Origin of the sequence: Variovorax sp. LjRoot130, assembly GCF_964253755.1 — a bacterium.
Lineage (GTDB): Bacteria > Pseudomonadota > Gammaproteobacteria > Burkholderiales > Burkholderiaceae_C > Variovorax.
This window is the reverse complement of sequence record NZ_CAXURM020000002.1, coordinates 1,444,257-1,459,804: the sequence shown is the minus strand read 5'-3', so window position 1 is coordinate 1,459,804 and position 15,548 is coordinate 1,444,257. Positions and strand designations below refer to the sequence as shown.

16 protein-coding genes are annotated in these 15,548 nt (G+C 66.2%); 3 read left to right on the top strand and 13 right to left on the bottom strand.

Annotated elements, in window-relative coordinates; all coding sequences use genetic code 11:
• Positions 1-6 precede the first annotated feature (6 nt).
• The 6 genes from ACSQ86_RS36810 to ACSQ86_RS36785 form a co-directional block, all read right to left on the bottom strand.
• Entirely contained in the window at positions 7-849 is an 843-nt protein-coding gene (locus tag ACSQ86_RS36810; RefSeq protein WP_436307668.1) for an SDR family oxidoreductase, read from the bottom strand.
• The gene (locus tag ACSQ86_RS36805; protein ID WP_436307669.1) at positions 846-1,544 is read right to left on the bottom strand and encodes a TenA family transcriptional regulator; all 699 of its coding nucleotides are present in this window, start codon (positions 1,542-1,544) and stop codon (positions 846-848) included. The genes ACSQ86_RS36810 and ACSQ86_RS36805 overlap by 4 nt, the downstream gene beginning before the upstream one ends.
• A complete protein-coding gene (locus ACSQ86_RS36800) occupies positions 1,541-3,001 on the bottom strand; it encodes an AMP-binding protein (RefSeq protein WP_436310859.1) in 1,461 nt (486 codons plus the stop codon). The genes ACSQ86_RS36805 and ACSQ86_RS36800 overlap by 4 nt, the downstream gene beginning before the upstream one ends.
• Positions 2,998-3,642, bottom strand: coding sequence for a thermostable hemolysin (locus ACSQ86_RS36795; protein WP_436307671.1), 645 nt, complete (start codon positions 3,640-3,642; stop codon positions 2,998-3,000). Before ACSQ86_RS36795 ends, ACSQ86_RS36800 begins: the two co-directional genes overlap by 4 nt.
• 113 nt (positions 3,643-3,755) lie before the next feature.
• Positions 3,756-4,178 carry an Hsp20/alpha crystallin family protein gene (locus ACSQ86_RS36790; protein ID WP_436307672.1) on the bottom strand — a complete coding sequence of 141 codons (423 nt, stop codon included), beginning with the start codon at positions 4,176-4,178 and terminating at the stop codon, positions 3,756-3,758.
• Between the two features lie 518 nt (positions 4,179-4,696).
• On the bottom strand, positions 4,697-5,536 hold the full coding sequence (locus ACSQ86_RS36785) for a universal stress protein (protein WP_436307673.1): 840 nt from the start codon (positions 5,534-5,536) through the stop codon (positions 4,697-4,699).
• 218 nt (positions 5,537-5,754) lie between these two features.
• On the opposite strand from ACSQ86_RS36785, the gene ACSQ86_RS36780 reads away from it, so the two are divergent.
• Both ACSQ86_RS36780 and ACSQ86_RS36775 read left to right on the top strand, forming a co-directional pair.
• Complete coding sequence (locus ACSQ86_RS36780) at positions 5,755-6,075, top strand: HPF/RaiA family ribosome-associated protein (protein WP_436307674.1); 321 nt, start codon at positions 5,755-5,757, stop codon at positions 6,073-6,075.
• Between the two features lie 116 nt (positions 6,076-6,191).
• Positions 6,192-6,347 carry a hypothetical protein gene (locus tag ACSQ86_RS36775; RefSeq protein WP_436307675.1) on the top strand — a complete coding sequence of 52 codons (156 nt, stop codon included), beginning with the start codon at positions 6,192-6,194 and terminating at the stop codon, positions 6,345-6,347.
• Here the strand turns inward: ACSQ86_RS36775 and ACSQ86_RS36770 are convergent.
• From ACSQ86_RS36770 to ACSQ86_RS36755, 4 genes are all read right to left on the bottom strand, one after another.
• A complete protein-coding gene (locus ACSQ86_RS36770; RefSeq protein WP_436310858.1) occupies positions 6,344-6,721 on the bottom strand; it encodes a TraR/DksA family transcriptional regulator in 378 nt (125 codons plus the stop codon). The genes ACSQ86_RS36775 and ACSQ86_RS36770 overlap by 4 nt on opposite strands.
• Before the next feature lie 234 nt (positions 6,722-6,955).
• Entirely contained in the window at positions 6,956-9,613 is a 2,658-nt protein-coding gene (mgtA, locus tag ACSQ86_RS36765) for a magnesium-translocating P-type ATPase (protein WP_436307677.1), read from the bottom strand.
• A 46-nt stretch (positions 9,614-9,659) separates the two neighbouring features.
• Positions 9,660-9,875 (bottom strand): hypothetical protein, encoded by a 216-nt coding sequence (locus ACSQ86_RS36760; RefSeq protein WP_436307678.1) that lies wholly within the window; start codon positions 9,873-9,875, stop codon positions 9,660-9,662.
• A 161-nt stretch (positions 9,876-10,036) separates the two neighbouring features.
• On the bottom strand, positions 10,037-10,861 hold the full coding sequence (locus ACSQ86_RS36755) for a formate/nitrite transporter family protein (RefSeq protein ID WP_436307679.1): 825 nt from the start codon (positions 10,859-10,861) through the stop codon (positions 10,037-10,039).
• Positions 10,862-11,210: 349 nt separating this feature from the next.
• On the opposite strand from ACSQ86_RS36755, the gene ACSQ86_RS36750 reads away from it, so the two are divergent.
• On the top strand, positions 11,211-11,744 hold the full coding sequence (locus ACSQ86_RS36750; protein ID WP_436310857.1) for a DUF882 domain-containing protein: 534 nt from the start codon (positions 11,211-11,213) through the stop codon (positions 11,742-11,744).
• On the opposite strand, the gene ACSQ86_RS36745 is transcribed toward ACSQ86_RS36750, so the two are convergent.
• The 3 genes from ACSQ86_RS36745 to ACSQ86_RS36735 form a co-directional block, all read right to left on the bottom strand.
• Positions 11,745-13,262 (bottom strand): L,D-transpeptidase family protein, encoded by a 1,518-nt coding sequence (locus ACSQ86_RS36745; RefSeq protein ID WP_436307779.1) that lies wholly within the window; start codon positions 13,260-13,262, stop codon positions 11,745-11,747.
• 172 nt (positions 13,263-13,434) lie between these two features.
• Positions 13,435-15,231: a DNA polymerase/3'-5' exonuclease PolX gene (gene polX / locus ACSQ86_RS36740; RefSeq protein WP_436310902.1), complete on the bottom strand. Its 1,797-nt coding sequence runs from the start codon at positions 15,229-15,231 to the stop codon at positions 13,435-13,437.
• On the bottom strand, positions 15,225-15,455 hold the full coding sequence (locus tag ACSQ86_RS36735) for a hypothetical protein (protein ID WP_436307681.1): 231 nt from the start codon (positions 15,453-15,455) through the stop codon (positions 15,225-15,227). The genes polX and ACSQ86_RS36735 overlap by 7 nt, the downstream gene beginning before the upstream one ends.
• Between the last annotated feature and the right edge of the window lie 93 nt (positions 15,456-15,548).

Genomic DNA, 15,548 nt, shown 5'->3' with positions numbered 1-15,548 from the left:
TGGTCCTCATAGAACAGTATTGAGCGGAGGCGAGTCGGCCTTGGGGCCCGCATGCGAGGCGGCGGGCAGGCTGTTGCGGTGCTTGACGAAGGCGGCGTCCATCGGGATGGGCGCGAGCCCGTTTAGGCGCACGGCCAGCGTTTCCGGAAAGCCGAGGAAACGCTCGGCAGCCTCGCTCTCCATCAGCTGCAGCATGGCGTGCGCCACCACTTCGGGGCTGTCCATCGCGGTGCCAGTGGCGCGGTTGTAGGCCTCCGCGTCGGCCGAGTTGAAGGCGGTGCGTGTGCTGCGCGGGCCGAGGTATTGCACGCGCACGCTGGTGCCGCCCAGCTCGCGGCGCAGCGCCTCGGCAAAACCGCGCAAGCCGAACTTGCTGGCGCTGTAGACGCTGTAGCCCGGCAGGCCGATGCGTCCCAGTACCGAACCCACGCAGATCACCTGGGCGCGCGGCAGGTCGCTCAGGTGAGGCAACAGCGCCCGGGTCAGCAGCATCGGGGCGAGCAGGTTGGTGTGCAGCACCTGGACGATGTCGTCCGGGCTCAGCGATTCCAGCCGACCAAAGCTCGGGACCCCCGCGCCGTGCACGAGCACGTTGCATCCCCAGGTGGAACCGGCCTCGCTCAGTTCCGCGAGGCCGGACACCTTGTTCAGGTCGGCGGCGTGCCACGCCACGCGCGGCGTCCGGACGTCGCAGTCGCGCGAGAGCGCGCGTGCCTGGGTCGACAGCCGCGCCGGCGATCGGCCGACGAGCATCACCGATGCGCCGGCCTTCAAGAAGGTCACGGCCGCCGCCGTTCCGATGCCGCCGGTGGCGCCGGTGAGCATGATGCGGGCCTCGGTAGCCTTCATGCCGTGGCCCCGATGGAACCGGCCGCCGCCAGGCCCGGCCGGACCTGCGGCAGGGGCAAGCTGCGGAACACATCGCCGTACAGGCGGTAGAAAGCACGTGCGGCATGCACGATGTCGGCCTGATCCTGTGGATCCTCGATCCGGTCCATCAGCAGCGCGAAGTGTGCGGTGTGCTCCTGGTCGAGCGTGCCATGCGAACGCAGGTAGCTGAAGGCCGCATCCGGCAGCTGCAGCGGCTGCTGAATCTGCTCGGCTGCGAGCAGCGCCAGCGACACGCTGGTGCCTTCGAGTACGTGCACCATGCCGAAGAAGCCCAGTGGATTTCGGCGCGCGATGGTGTCGTACGCATAGGCCACCATGACCTCGGTGGCGTGGCCCGGGAGGCCTTCGCGCACGGCCTCGGCATCGCCGCCGGCAGCGCGGATGTCGTCGAGGATCCACTGGTCATGACCCTGCTCCTCATCGATGTACTCGTCCAGTGGCTCGCGCAGCCAGTCGTTGCGCGCGGGCAGCGCGGCCTTGCAGGCTCGCAGCAACGGCACGGTGTGGCGCACATGGTGGTAGGCCTCGCGCAGGAAGGCCAGGTAGCTGGGCCGCGACACCTCGCCGCGCAGGCAACCCTGGATGATGGGTGTGCCGAGCAGCCCCATGCGGGCGTCGGCGGTTTGTTCGAGCAATCGGGCATGGAAGCTCATGAGCAATCCTGGGAGGTGGGGTGGTCAGAGGGGGCGATGCCCAAGGCATCGGCGTGTTCTTGCAGGATCGCCGCGCGCTGCGGGCGCCCGTTGGGGGTGGCCATCCCGGATTCCGGACTGAAGGCTGCGCGGGCGCGTGTCCAGCGCTGCACGCGCGCGTAGTCGGGCAGCGCTGCGTTGGCGGTTTCCACCGCAGCCTGTAGCGCCGCGTCGGGCACGCTCGGCTGCACCGGCCACAGCACGGCGCTCAGCGCCGCTTGCGCGTCGCCGAACACCACGGCCTGGCCGATGGCGTTCTCATCACGCAGGGCAGTTTCTACCCATTCCGGCGAAACGTTGCGGCCGAATGCGGTGATGAGCACCAGCTTCTTTCGCCCCTGGACGTAGACGAAGCCATCGGCGTCGATCGTGCCGAGGTCGCCGGTGGGCCACCACGGTGGCGTCGGTTCGGTGCTCCCGAGATAGCCTGCGAACAGGCTGCCCGCAATCTCGATCTCGCCGTCGGCCGCCACGCGCAAGCGGGCATGCGGCAGGGCGCGTCCGGCGGTGCCGATGCGGTCGGCACCGGGAAGGTTGAGTGTCTGGACCGAGGCGCCCTCGGACAGGCCGTAGCCTTCGTAGGCCGGAATCCCCAGCGCGCGTGCGCCGTGGAGCAGCTTGGCGCCGACGGCCGCGCCGCCCACGGCCACCATCCGGAGTGAGGCGGGCGCGCGCTGCCCGCTTGTCATGAGATGAGCGGCCCAGGCGCGCAGCATTTGCGGCAGCAGGATGATGCTGTGCGGCTGGTGCCGTACAACGGCAGCCTGAAAGCGAGCGGCATCGAAGCTGGACGACCCGGTCAATCCCAGCTCCTGCAGCGGCAGGACGATGCAGGTGGCGCCGCGCGACAGCGGCGCCATGACACCGGCGATGTTCTCGAGCAGTACGGCGAACGGCAGCGCGCACAGGTGGCGCCGGATGTCCAGCGGCGCCATCGCTTCCACCAGTGCGTCGGATACCCGCCGCATGCCATCCGCGGCGAGGCACACGCCTTTCGGCGCGCCCGTGGTGCCGGAGGTGAACGTGATCTTCGCCGTATGCGGCGGCATCGGGACGGGCTCGCAGGGCAGGCGCACACAGGCGAGCGCCTGACTTGCCACCTCGCACGGCGCCGAGGGCGCCTGAGGCCATCGGGCGGCCAGCGCCGGGAGCGCGAGCACGGTGTCGACGCCCGCGGCGCGCAGGACATGGGCGATCTGCTCCCCGGTGAAGAAGAGCGGCAGCGGCACGTGCACCACACCCGTCTGCGCGGCGGCGAGATCGGCCACCACCCAGGCGGGCGAGTTGTCCATCAAGGTGGCGAGAACGCGTGTGCGCTGCGCTCTGAGGTGGTCGACCAGCCAGTCCACCTCCTGGCCGAGCTCGGCGCTGCTCCACGTGCGCTGTCCATCGTCCAAGGCACCGTCATTCGCCATCATGCGCGGCCCTTCGTGCCGCCTGAGCGGCGCACCAGGTGCCGCAGCGCCTGCTGAAGATGGCCCGCGAGTACCAAGGGGCGATGATCGTAGTAGCTGCCCCAGTGCCCGGCCTCTTCGCCGAGCGCGGCCGGGTCGGCCGTTCCCAGCACCAACGGCGTGACGCCGATGCGAACGAACAGATGGCGAAGTTCCTCGGTGAGCGTGCCCACCACCCACTGGAAGCGCTGTGCGGCCAGATGCGGGCCCAGCAGGAAGATGAGGCGCCGGCCTTCGCCCGCGCGTGCCGCGGCAAGGTGGCCGACTTCGACGATGCGTTCGCGCTGGGGCTGTGCATCGCCGTGCGCGGCCAGCAGCGACTCCACCGGCGCATCGAGGTAGCGTTCGAGAAAGAGCGGCGCTTGCGCCGCGTGCCGGTAGCCTGCCGCGGCGACGATGCTTCCGCCATGGTCGCGCAGGCTCACCAGAACCGGCGCGAAATCCGAGACGCGCGCACCATAGCGCCGGGCATAGATGCGCCGCACGAATGCCTCGACCTCGCGGCGGCGGGGATCGTCCGGCGGATGAATGGCAAACTCCGAGCGACCCGCCACCAGGCCTGCGCCAGGTGCCGGGTCGGCGTCATATACGGGGGACGGGGCCATGAACATGCACACTCCTAGAGATGCCCGCGAGCCCGCGGGCAGATCCGGATGGATGTTCGGCGCTGTCGATGAACGCCGCCTTAAGCTGCCGGGCAGGACCCGGCGGTTGGGAGTTACTCGATCTTCAGATTGCGGCTGGCGCTACTCTCCCGCTTGGGCAATGTCAGGCGCAGCACGCCGTCCTCGAACTTGGCGACGGCCGTTTTCTCGTCAACATCGCTGCCCAGCGTAAAGCCGCGCGACACGCTGCCGTGATAGGTCTCCTTCACCAGCGTGCGCCCGTGCGTGTCCTCCTGCTCCTTCTTGATCTCGGCGGCGATGGACACGTAGTTGCCTTCGATGGAGACGCGAATATCGGTTTTCTTCGCGCCTGGAATCTCGGCACTGACCAGGTACTCCTTGTCGTTTTCGCTGATATCGACCCGGATGTCCGACGGCAAGGCAACGTCATCCAACAGTTGGAGCGGTCGGGCCCAGCGGCGCAGCATTTCCGGGAACAGGTTGTCGATTCGTTCGAGGCGTGTCAAAGCATTCATGTGAATCTCCAGGTTGGGTAGAACGTTGCATCGATCGGCGGGGCAGATGCCGAGTCGTCGACGCATCCAGTCTAGGAGTCGCTTCATTTCACGATTTGCGCTCGATCAAGAATGACAAAGGAAAGAACGCGCTCGTGAATCTGCCGTCGGCGAAAAGTTCGGTCCAGGGGGTGCAGAAGTCTTTCGCGGACTCGACTTGCCTCGCGCCCACGAACTGGCAGAGGAATGACGCGGCGATTCGATGTGTGCAGCGGCGATGCCCACACCTTGCGCGCAGCGGTGAACGGGCGGCTGCACGAGCCGCCCCCCCGCGGTGCCGCCGATCGGCTTGGAACGCTGGATCACGCTCTTCGAACGCGTGCATGCAGATGTCGGCGACGTCTCCGGCCAATGCCGAGCCGCAGCGAGCGCATGCCGTGCTCAGACAACAGGCCTGATCTGCGCGTTCTGCCAACGCATGCTGGGAAGGGAGCGGAAGGCGCACGAGGGGGATGCGCCTTGTCGCGACGACGGAGCGCTCAATGCGCCATCAGTACCGGTGCGGTCATCGACTCCAGTACCGTGCGGGTCGCTCCGCCCAGCACCAACTCCCGTGCGCGGCTGTGTCCATAGCAGCCCATCACGATCATTTCGGCGCCGGTGTCAGCGGCCAGGGCCAGCAGTTCATTGCCGGCATCGCGTTCGGAGAGCCACCGGTGCTCGCGCACGTGCTCAATGCCGTGCAGGCGGAGGTACTCCGGGACCTCCAATGGTGCCGATTCCATGTAGTCGGCGTTTTCCTCGGCGCAGACCAAGTAAACCTGCTTGGCTCCTCGCAGGAAGGGTAGCGCGGCGGTAAGCGCGCGGGCGGATTCTCGCGTGGGCTTCCAGGCCACCAGCACGACCTGCGGCGCGGCGGTTGCCTCGCCAGCGTAGGGAATGACGAGCGCGGGCTTGCCACTGTCGATGATGACACTCTCGACGAAATCACCAGGCACGTCGAAACCAGTTGCATCGGCCGGATCGCGCTGCCCAAGTACCAACAGGTCCGACGCCAGCGCCCGCCGTGCGAAAGTGCTGATCACCGGCTCGCCGCTCAACTCCAGCCATTCGCTCTCCGGCGCTGCGGCATCCCTCGCTCTTTCGAACATGGCCAAGGCATGGACACGGTGAGCCAGATCGATGTTTGTGGGCGACGGCGTGGGCGACGGCGGGACGCCTCCCGCCAAGGGCAGCAGGGGCAGGTAGCGCGGGGCGACTGCGAACAGCGCGGTCACCTTTGCCTGATGGACGCCCGCCAGCTGATGAGTAAGGCGCAACCGCGCCTCGGCGCGCACCGTGCCGTCCAGGTGAACGAGAAGGGACTTGATGGAGTTCATGGCGATCACCCAGGCGACAGATTCAGCGATCTTGCGTGGCGCGAGGCTCCAAGGGCTTGCGCCAGCGCAAGAATTGGCAGGTTGCGCTGTCTGCGCGGCTGCCGTGCCCTCGGCCGCATTCGAGCGATGTTCGTGACTATTGAGCTACATCAAGGTGTCCGATACGCCTCTGCGCGATCCTGACTACCAGATCCAGCAATCCGATAACACCTCTTCTGATGAAGCTACCTCCAGAGATCCAGTTTCTTGGCTTCAATCCGTCGCCAGCCATCGAGTCCGTGGCGCGCGAGAAGGCGCTGAAGCTGGATGAGTTCTGTGCCGATATCGAATCCTGCAGGGTCTGTATCGACCTGACGCACAAACACCAGCATCAGGGGCGTCCGTTCGCAGTGCGTATCAACCTCACCCTGCCGGGGCACGAGTTGACCATCAGTCGCGTGCACGACGAGGACCCGTACATCGCCGTGCGCGATGCTTTCAACGGCATGAGAAGACAGATTGAGGATGCGGTGCGGCGTTCGCGGCACCGACGTGCATGAGAACTGCGACGGAATGAATCAACCCTGGTCGTGGAGAGCTGCATGCCCAATGAAATTCCCCCCTCTCTTCGCTTCCCGATGGCTATCTTCGATCAGCCCTCGACTGGCAGGCCGCATTGATTGAGATCCTGATGCGGGTGCAGCGCAGTCAGTTGCAGATGATGTCCGCGTGGCAGACGTCGCTGGGCGCCGTCAACCAGGACTTGTGGGATCGATGGGTATGTCGCTTCGGCGGCGACGTGCCGCTCGACGGCTCAAGCCATTCTGTCTAGGGGCGGCGGAGCTTGTTCTCGGCCGCGGTCTGGCATGCGGCGCAACGGATAGCGGCGGGTTGCGCCAGCAGGCGCTCGCGCGGGATGGCGTCGCCGCAGTCCGCGCAGACTCCATAGCGCCCGTCGGCCATGCGCTGCTCTGCCTGCTCGATGTCGAGCAGCCTGGCCCGATCAATCTCGATCTCGGCGAAGCGAACGTCGCCGAGGCGTTCGGCTTCGGCTTCGTCGGCGTGGCTTTGGACCTCATGATCCTGAGGCTGAAGACTGGTCTTGACATCGGCGGAAGTGCCGCGGATTTCATCGAGAGCTCTGCGCTTCATGGCCTGCTGCTGATCGGCCAGCATGTTGCGGTCGGCATCAGTCAAATGTTTCATGGGGACTCACAAGAAGTTGGGAGGAATGGCGTGGATCGTCGCTGCCGGATGGCTGAATGACCTTGACATCCGTCAACTGAACGCCGAGCAGGAGCACTTTTTCTGATGGCTGCGGCCGTGGGGGCGGGATTGTCGAAGCGCGCGGGGGACTGCTGAGGGGGCGTCAAGGGCCTCGGCGCGGCCGCCCCAGCGAATCCTCAAGGACAAGAATCCCTCAGCCAGCGAACCTTCGTGTCAGCGCTGAGATCGTCGTCTTGACGCTCGCGCGCGCTTGCGCCGGCTCGACGGTGCATCGAAGCGGTGCTTGACGAACTCGGTCGCGGCCACGTAACCGAGGACGACGAGAATCATGCCGCCCAGCAGCCCCGGTGGGAGCGGGACCAAGCCAAAGAGGGCGGCCACCGGCGGAATGAAGGGCAGTGCAACAGCGATCACGGCCACGAGCATCGTCGTCGTCCACAACAACGTGCCGGGCCGACTGTTCCAAGCCGGCCGGTGAGTGCGTAGCACGAGCAAGACCGCGAGCTCTGTAAGTAGGGAGACGATGAACCAGGATGTCTGGAACAGCGATTCGGAGGCATGGAATACCTTCAGCAGCAGCCAGAAGGTCAGCAGATCGAACAGGGAACTTGTCAGACCGAACACCAGCATGTAGCGCCGCAATTCGTGGACGTCCCAATGCTGCGCGCTGACGAGCCGGTCCTCGTCGACCCGGTCGGACGAGATCGCGATGGAAGGTAGGTCCGAGAGGAAATTGTTGAGCAGGATTTGCTTGGCGGACAGCGGCAGGAAGGGCAGCAGCGGAGAGGCCAGGGCCATGCTGATCATGTTGCCGAAGTTGGCACTCGTGGTGATGCTGACGTACTTGAGCGTGTTCGCGAAGGTACGGCGACCTTCCTGCACGCCCTGGCACAGCACGTCGAGGTCAGGTCGAAGGAGCACCACGTCGGCGCTTTCGCGGGCCACGTCCGCGGCATCATCGACCGAGATGCCCACGTCGGCGGCATGCAGCGCCGGCGCGTCGTTGATACCGTCGCCCAGATAGCCCACAGCATGGCCGCGATGCTGCAGCGCGCGCACGATGCGTTCCTTCTGCTGAGGATCGACTTCGACGAACAGCACGGTCTTCTCGGCGCGATGCCACAGCGCCTCGTCCTTCATAACGTCGATCTGCTCACCGGTGAGCATGGCCCGGGCGTCGAGGCCGACGCTCTCGGCCACGTGGGCGGCGACGTAGCGGTTGTCGCCGGTGACGATCTTGATACCGATGCCGTACCCGGCGAGCGTCTTCAGCGTACTGCTGGCCGTAGCTTTCGGTGGGTCGAGGAAGAGCAGGAAGCCTGCGAAGGACATGTCGGCTTCATCGTCATGCGTGTAGCTCCTGCGCGGCCCGATCTCGCGCGTGGCCAGTGCCAGCACCCGGAAGCCGCGGGTGCCCTGCTCGCGGAACCATGCATCCAGTCGCCCACGCTCCTCGTCGTCCAGCGGCACCGAAGCACCCCCGCGCGCGATCCGCGTGCACGTCGCGAGCACGTTGGCGAAGGCGCCCTTGGTGACGATCAGATGCGCACCCTCGGTCTCCGGTGCGATCACAATGGTCAGGCGTCTGCGCAGGAAATCGTAGGGGATCTCGTCGACCTTGCGCAGGCCGGCCGCGCTCAGCTCCGCCTTGACACCGGCGGCCACGAGGGCAGCATCCAGCGGGTTGACGATGCCCGTCTCGAACGCGGCGTTGAGATAGGCCAGGCGCAGCACTTCAGGCGAGGCTGTGCCGTCGGGAGCGACAGCGGCCTCGAGCGTCATCACGCCTTCGGTGAGTGTGCCGGTCTTGTCCGTGCACAAGAAATGCATGCTGCCGAGGTTCTCGATGGCCTCGAGGTGGCGCACGATGACGCCTCGAAGTGCCATCCTGCGCGCGCCCGTCGACAGCGTTACGCTCACGATGGCGGGCAGCAGTTCTGGCGACAGCCCGACGGCCAGTGCGACGGCGAAAAGCATCGACTCGATCCATGGACGTCCCAGCCACTGGTTGATGATGAGCACGAACAGCACCATCACCACCATCACCCGGACGAGCAGCACGCCGAACTGCTGGACGCCGCGCGCGAACTCCGTCTCGGGCGGCGTGGCGCGTAGCCGCTGCGCCACGGCCCCGAAGGCAGTGTGCTCGCCGGTGTGGACAACCAGCACCGTGGCGGTGCCGCTGCGTACCGACGTGCCCAGATAGACGCAATTCGTGCGATGAGCGAGGGGCGTTCCCTCTGCCAGCACCCCAGGTTGCTTTTCCACTGGAAATGACTCGCCGGTGAGGCTGGCTTCGGTCACCAGGAAGTCGCGGGCCTCGAGCACGATCCCGTCGGCCGGAACCAGGTTTCCAGCTGAAAGCATGACCATGTCGCCCGGCACCAGCTCGCGTGTCGGTACCGCGTGCTGCACCCCGTCGCGCAGCGCGGTCACTGTCAGGGCGAGTCTGTTGCGCAACCGGGCGACCGCCGTCGAGGCGCGGTATTCCTGCAGGAAACCAAGGCCGCAGCTGCCCAGGACCACGGCGAGGATGATCGTGGCGTCGAGCCAGTCGCGAAGGATCGCCGACACGACGCCGCCGAAAACGAGGATCAGCACCAGCGGACTCTTGAATTGCCCGAGGACGAGCCGCACGACCCCTCTGTCCGCCTCTTCGTCGATGGCGTTGATCCCAGCCGTCTTCAGGCGTTGGGCCGCCTCTGCTGACGACAGGCCTTCGATGCCGCTGCTCAATTCGGCCAGCAAACCGGAGGCTTCGCGGCTCCAAAACGCCGACTGGTCCAGGGAGGCAGGGCTTCGTGCCGGCAGCGTGCCTGCGTCGCGGCGACGCGGGCCCGAACGTCGGCGGTGCGTCCTTGCGGTGGTCAATCGCCGCTCAGGGTCCGCCACGATGGTGGTTTGACCACACGAAGGGTCAGCCGTCGAGCGGTACACCGCCGCCGAAACGGCACACCCATTGATCCCACAGGTCCTGGTTGACGGCGCCAAGCGACTTTTCCCACGTAGCCAGTACCTGGCACTGATTGCGCTGAGCCTGCATCAGGAAGCCGACGAGCGCGCTCTGCCAGGCAAGGACCGACAGGAGGTAGCCATCGCGAAGCGGCGATACGGGCGGGGCATCATCGGCCATTGCAGTTCTCCTGCGAGAGTGGTTGTCGTCCATCAGCGGCTGCCGGGATCAGTGCTCAGACTTGCATCGCTCGATGGCTGGAGGTCATCGTACGTGCGGTCGCCAGAAGAAGATTGACGTACATCAAACGGCGCTGAATCGGTTCGGCGCAACAGGACGGCCTATCTCAGTTCCGCCGTCCGCCGATAGATGACGTGATACACCAGGCCCACGAGCACGCTGCCGCCGACGATGTTTCCAAGCAATACCGGAACGAGGTTGCGCAACATTCCTCCCGGCGTGATGGGAATGGTGCTGGCCGCCACACCATCGAAGGCCTGTAGCAACATGGCCAGAGGAATGATGTACATGTTGGCGATGCTGTGTTCGAAGCCGGCAGCAACGAAGGCGGAGATCGGAAAGACGATCGCCACGACCTTATCGACGACGCTTCGTCCTGCAAGCGCCATCCAAACCGCCATGCAGACCAGCACGTTGCAGAGAATTCCTCTGAAGAAGGCCGTCCAGAACGGCAGGGCCACCTTGGCTGCGGCAACCCGGAGATACTCCTGCGCAACCGCGCCGCCGCCAGATTCATGGTGGCCCGAAAGAAAGACGATCAGCGCCAGCCCCGCGGCGCCGATGAAGTTACCTGCGCAGACAATCGTCCAGTTCCGCAAGAGATCGCGCGTGGAAATCTTCCCGTCGGCCCAGGCCATCGCCAGCAGATTGTTTCCGGTGAACAACTCGGCACCCGCTACGATCACGAGAACCAACCCCAAGGAAAAGGCCACGCCGCCGAGCGCCTGCTTGGCGGCAAACCCCAGAGTTGGGTCGGATCTGATCAACAGGAAATAGAGTGCACCCAAGCCGATGAAGGCTCCGGCGAGAACGCTCAGCATGAGCGTGGAAAGCAACGGCAGGTGGGCCTTGGCCGCGCCGACGGTGTCGACCCGCGCCGCGATTTCCTTCGGTGAGAAGGCGTCGAAACCGAAGACTTCAGACATGGCGTACCTTTCCGGACCGGGGCCCATTGCGTGAGCGCATCCGCCTGGACGCTCGAGAGGCGCGGGCGGCTAACCTCGTTGAGCGTACCGCCCTGTCCCTCTCCGCGATCCTCACATTGAGGAGCGGTTCGGTCGTCCGTCGAAGTCCGGCTAGCCGCGTCCGATGTCGCGATGCTAGGCATCGACGCGTGATTCGCGGTTGATCGGGATCAAGTGGTGTGCCGAGCTCTGCACGGTGGGGCGGCCTCGAGGGCCTGGGTGTTCCGCAGCACCGATCGAACCCATAATGTCAGCTTGGTCACCGGATTTGGCCGGCTTCCTGCATGACTTCTGCTTGTTGATGGAACTTGTGAACAACCTTTCACGACGCCGTTTCGTCTGCGCGCTGGGGGCGTCTACGCTCGCCGTAGGACCGCTCGAGGCGAAGGCCGGCGTTGCGGCGCCGCGCGCTTTGCGCTTCGACAACTTGCACACGGGCGAGAAGCTCGCGGTCGAGTATTTTCATGGTCAACGCTACGACCCCGCCGCGCTCGCCGCGATCAACCATGTGCTGCGCGATTTCCGCACGGGTGATGTCGGCGATATCGCCCCTGAGTTGCTGGATCTGCTGCATGCGCTGGTCACGCTCACCGGGAGCGAACGCGCCTTGCAGGTCATTTCGGGCTACCGTTCGCCGGCCACGAACGCGACGCTGGTCGAACGCAGCAGCGGCGTGGCCGCCGGCAGCCTGCACATGCGCGGTCAGGCCATCGACATTCGCCTTGCCGACGTGGCGCTGCCAGCGTTGCGCAAAGCCGCGCTGGGCATGCGCGCCGGCGGCGTGGGCTACTACCCGGCCTCGAACTTCGTACACGTGGACTGCGGCCGCGTGCGCGCCTGGTAGCTAACGGCGGCCGTCGTATCGGCTTGCGAGCGCCCGCACCAGCCGCACATCGTGGCCGTAGATGTCTTGCGCGAAGCGCAGTGCGTGATCCGAGGGCGTCACCATGGCCGTCATGTAGAACAGGATCACCGGCAGCGGCCGCGTGAGATCCACGCGTTGGGATGAAGGCCCCGCCATGGCCGTATCGATGCGCTCCGGGGTCCACTCGGGCTGATCCCTCAACACCCACCGCGCGAGTGCCACCGGCTTTTCGACGCGCACGCAGCCGTGGCTGAAATCGCGTCGCGCGCGGCCGAACAATTGCTTGGCCGGGGTGTCATGCAGGTATACATTGTCGTCGTTCGGGAAGATGAATTTCATCAGCCCCAGTGAGTTCGTCGGGCCCGGGCGTTGGCGCACGCGCAACACCCCCTGGCGCAGCAGGGCCAGGTTTTGGGGGCTGCTCGTCTCCGCCGGCTGGACGTTGTCGCCGGCGCCACGCACGATCTCCATGTCGTGGCGCTGAAGATACCCCGGGTCGCGCGCGATGGCCGGCAAGATCTCGTTGCGCACGATGGAAGGCGGCACGTTCCAGTACGGCCGGAAGATGATGTAGCGCATCTTCTCCGAAAGCACCGGTGTCCTGGTGTTCAACGCGCGACCGACCACAACATTCATGTCAACCAGGGAGTCTGCGGGCGCAGCGGGATCCCAGGCCCAAAGACGGAACATCGCGATGTTGATACCGATGAGGGGCTGACCATCCAGCTCAGACAGCCAGCGCAAGCGCTCCAGCGCCAGTTCGAGCTGAAGGACTCGTTGGTTGAGCGGCACATTCAGGGCGGCCAAGGTCGCGCTTCCGAGTGCTCCGTCGGCATCCAGGCCATGGCGTTCCTGGAAGCGCCTGACCCCGTCGGCCAGCGCGGCGTCGTAGCGGTCGGCCGGCTGCGCCTCGGCCGACAGGTCGCCCAGGGCGACAAGCCGTCGATGCAGCGCGGCGGTGCCGGCATAGAAGTCTCCTGCCTTCAGCGACTTGGCGGGTGCGATGGCCGGCAGCAAGCCCAGCGAGGGCGCCGCGGCCAGCGTGCGATAGCGCTCCAGCGCCTCGCGCAGCCTCCCGTACTGGCCCAGACGTGGGCGCAGGGCAGCCACCGCCTGCGTCAGACGCCCCTCATCCGCAGCAGCGTGCAGCAAGGCTGCGACATCCGCCGCCTTGCGCTCGTGCTGTTCGATGCGAAAACCGAGCGAACGCGGGTCCACGCGGCCCCGGTGCAAATCGTTGAGAAAGCGCTGCATCGCAGCGTCCAGCCCGCGTTCGAAAGCCAGTGCGGACGCCGCCGCCTCCTCTGACGCGCGCGCGAGTTCCGCGGCCTGAAGGGCGAGTTCACGGGCCTGATAGTCCTGCGCCACCAGGCCATCGGCCGGGGCATCCGCCAGTATCTGCAGGGCATCGCGCGCACTTGCGTTCGGCCGCCCAGTGGAGTCCAGCCAGACCGATTCGGCTGCGCCGGCTGCAGTTGGAAGGAAGAGCAGCAACATCAAGCTCAGCGCCGGCGTCGCCCGGAGCCATGCGGACCGTGACCTCACAGCCGACCCAGTTGTGCGCAGTGGTAGCGAGTTCCAGCCCAGCGCATGAACCGCGGGCCGCAGCACCGCGGATCGGATGCCGAGGGGTTTCGATGGCGTGGTGATTCTCACGGGCGAATGAATGTCAAGCGCCACCCGCGGCGTGCTCGATCTGTGGCGCGGGCAGCCGGGCGGCCACGGTTCGTTCGCAGCTCGTGCGGCCCATGGTCGCAGCCAACAGCGGACACACCGCGTCGAGGCTGAGGGTATTCAGCACGTCGCGCGGCTCCAGCCAGCCACGGCGCGCCTGGCCGATGCCGTAGCGGAGGTTGTCGAGCTCGAGCGTGCTGTGCGCATCGGAGGCGATGCTGACCAACACACCTTCGTCCTTGGTCATCCGGCAGGCGACGTCGTTCAGGTCGAGCCGGGCGGGATGCGCGTTGAGTTCCAGGAAACAGCCACGCTCGCGGGCCTTGCGGATTACGCGTGAAAGATCGATGTCGCAGCCCGGCCTCTCATCAATCAGTCGCCCCGTGGGATGAGCCAGGATGCTGAAGCACGGATGATCCATGGCGCGCAAAAGCCGGTCAGTCTGCCTCTGGCGCGGCAGATCGAAACGATGGTGGATGGCGCCCACCACGAGGTCCAGTCGCCGCAGGATGTCATCGGGGAGGTCGAGCTTGCCGTCCTCGAGAATGTCTACCTCGATGCCCTTGAGGAGCACGAAGCCGTCGAGCCTGGCGTTGAGTTCGTCGATGCGATCGATCTGTTGCGCAAGCCGGCCGGCATCGAGGCCGTGCACGAGTGCGAGGCGCGGCGAGTGGTCGGTGATCGCCAGATAGTGCAAGCCGCTCGCGCGCGCCGCCTCGGCCATGGCCTCGAGGGTGTCGCGGCCGTCACTCGCGCACGTGTGCGCGTGCAGGTCGCCGCGCAGATCGACCCGCTGCACAAGCACAGGCAGACGCTGGGCCAGCGCGGCATCGATCTCTCCGCGGTCCTCGCGTAGTTCGGGTTCGATGAAGGGCAGCCCTAACGCGCGGTATACCGAGGCCTCGGTTTCGCCCGCGATACACCGATCACCTCGGAAGAGGCCATACTCGTTGAGCTTGAGTCCCGCGCCGCGCGCGCACTGCCGCAGCGCGATGTTGTGCGCCTTTGAGCCCGTGAAGTACAGCAGTGCGGCACCGAAGCTCGCCGGAGGCACCGCGCGTAGGTCGACCTGCAACCCGTTGGCGAGCACGATGCTGGCGCGAGTGCCGCCCTTGGCGAGCACGCTGCGCACCTCGGCGGCGGCGGTGAAGCGCTCCATCACAGCGCTGCTGTGCTCGACCGCCACCACCAGGTCGAGGTCGCCTACAGTCTCGCGCAGCCGCCGCAGGCTGCCGGCGGCCTGCGCCTGCAGCACGCCTGGCGCCGCAGCGAGATCCGCGAGCAATGCGTCGCTCACTTGCACGGCCAGCGGCAGCTTGAAGCGGCGTGGCGCCAGCAGGCGGGCCACCGTGGCCTCCAGGACCAGCTGCTGCGTCTTGGGGCCGAAGCCATGCACGGTGCGCAGGCGGCCTTCCTTGGCGGCGCGGTGCAGGTCCTGGAGCGAGCGGATCCCAAGCGCCTGGTGCAGCGCGCGTGCGCGCTTGGGGCCGATCCCCGGAATCCTCAGCAGTTCGGTGATGGCCGGCGGCAGCTGTGCGCGCAGCTGCTCCAGCAAGGCACAACTTCCCGTGCCGACGATCTCGCCAATCTTGGCCGCAAGATCGGGGCCGATGCCCGGCAGCGCATCGAGGTCCTCGCCGCGTTCCACGATGGATTGGACGCTTCGACCGATCTCACCCAGCATCTGCGCCGCATTGCGATAGGCGCGCACGCGAAAGCCGTTGGCGCCCTGCACCTCGAGGAGATCGGCGATCTCGTCGAAGACCGCAGCCACGTCAGCGTTGACTACGATATCTTGCACACGATCTCGGGCCAGAGCGCGCTGGACCCAGGGTTGTAGTGCCAGAGGATCTTGGTGATCTTCGCCTTGCCCTTGGCCTCTTGTTCGACCTTGGCGTCCTCGGGGATCACGATGGTCTGTCCGACTTTGGGAAAGGGCCCCACGTAGGGGTGGTGTGTCGTGCCGACCTGCACCTCGCAGGCTCTCTTTGCCGAGGTATGGATGGTGATCTTCATGAGGACTTCCAGCCTGTCGAGCAGGATCTGGCCATCACGCCATCACGGTGTTCCAGCCCGCGGTCCCGATGGCGGGAACGCGCAACGGCAGCG

Bases quoted from the DNA above. Each gene is read 5' to 3' on its own strand.
- ACSQ86_RS36755 (WP_436307679.1), bottom strand. From the start codon at position 10,861: ATGTCTGAAGTCTTCGGTTTCGACGCCTTCTCACCGAAGGAAATCGCG.
- ACSQ86_RS36780 (WP_436307674.1), top strand. From the start codon at position 5,755: ATGAAGCTACCTCCAGAGATCCAGTTTCTTGGCTTCAATCCGTCGCCA.
- ACSQ86_RS36735 (WP_436307681.1), bottom strand. From the start codon at position 15,455: ATGAAGATCACCATCCATACCTCGGCAAAGAGAGCCTGCGAGGTGCAG.
- ACSQ86_RS36805 (WP_436307669.1), bottom strand. From the start codon at position 1,544: ATGAGCTTCCATGCCCGATTGCTCGAACAAACCGCCGACGCCCGCATG.
- ACSQ86_RS36770 (WP_436310858.1), bottom strand. From the start codon at position 6,721: ATGAAACATTTGACTGATGCCGACCGCAACATGCTGGCCGATCAGCAG.
- ACSQ86_RS36760 (WP_436307678.1), bottom strand. From the start codon at position 9,875: ATGGCCGATGATGCCCCGCCCGTATCGCCGCTTCGCGATGGCTACCTC.
- ACSQ86_RS36790 (WP_436307672.1), bottom strand. From the start codon at position 4,178: ATGAATGCTTTGACACGCCTCGAACGAATCGACAACCTGTTCCCGGAA.
- ACSQ86_RS36810 (WP_436307668.1), bottom strand. From the start codon at position 849: ATGAAGGCTACCGAGGCCCGCATCATGCTCACCGGCGCCACCGGCGGC.
- ACSQ86_RS36795 (WP_436307671.1), bottom strand. From the start codon at position 3,642: ATGGCCCCGTCCCCCGTATATGACGCCGACCCGGCACCTGGCGCAGGC.
- ACSQ86_RS36745 (WP_436307779.1), bottom strand. From the start codon at position 13,262: ATGTTGCTGCTCTTCCTTCCAACTGCAGCCGGCGCAGCCGAATCGGTC.
- ACSQ86_RS36800 (WP_436310859.1), bottom strand. From the start codon at position 3,001: ATGATGGCGAATGACGGTGCCTTGGACGATGGACAGCGCACGTGGAGC.
- ACSQ86_RS36785 (WP_436307673.1), bottom strand. From the start codon at position 5,536: ATGAACTCCATCAAGTCCCTTCTCGTTCACCTGGACGGCACGGTGCGC.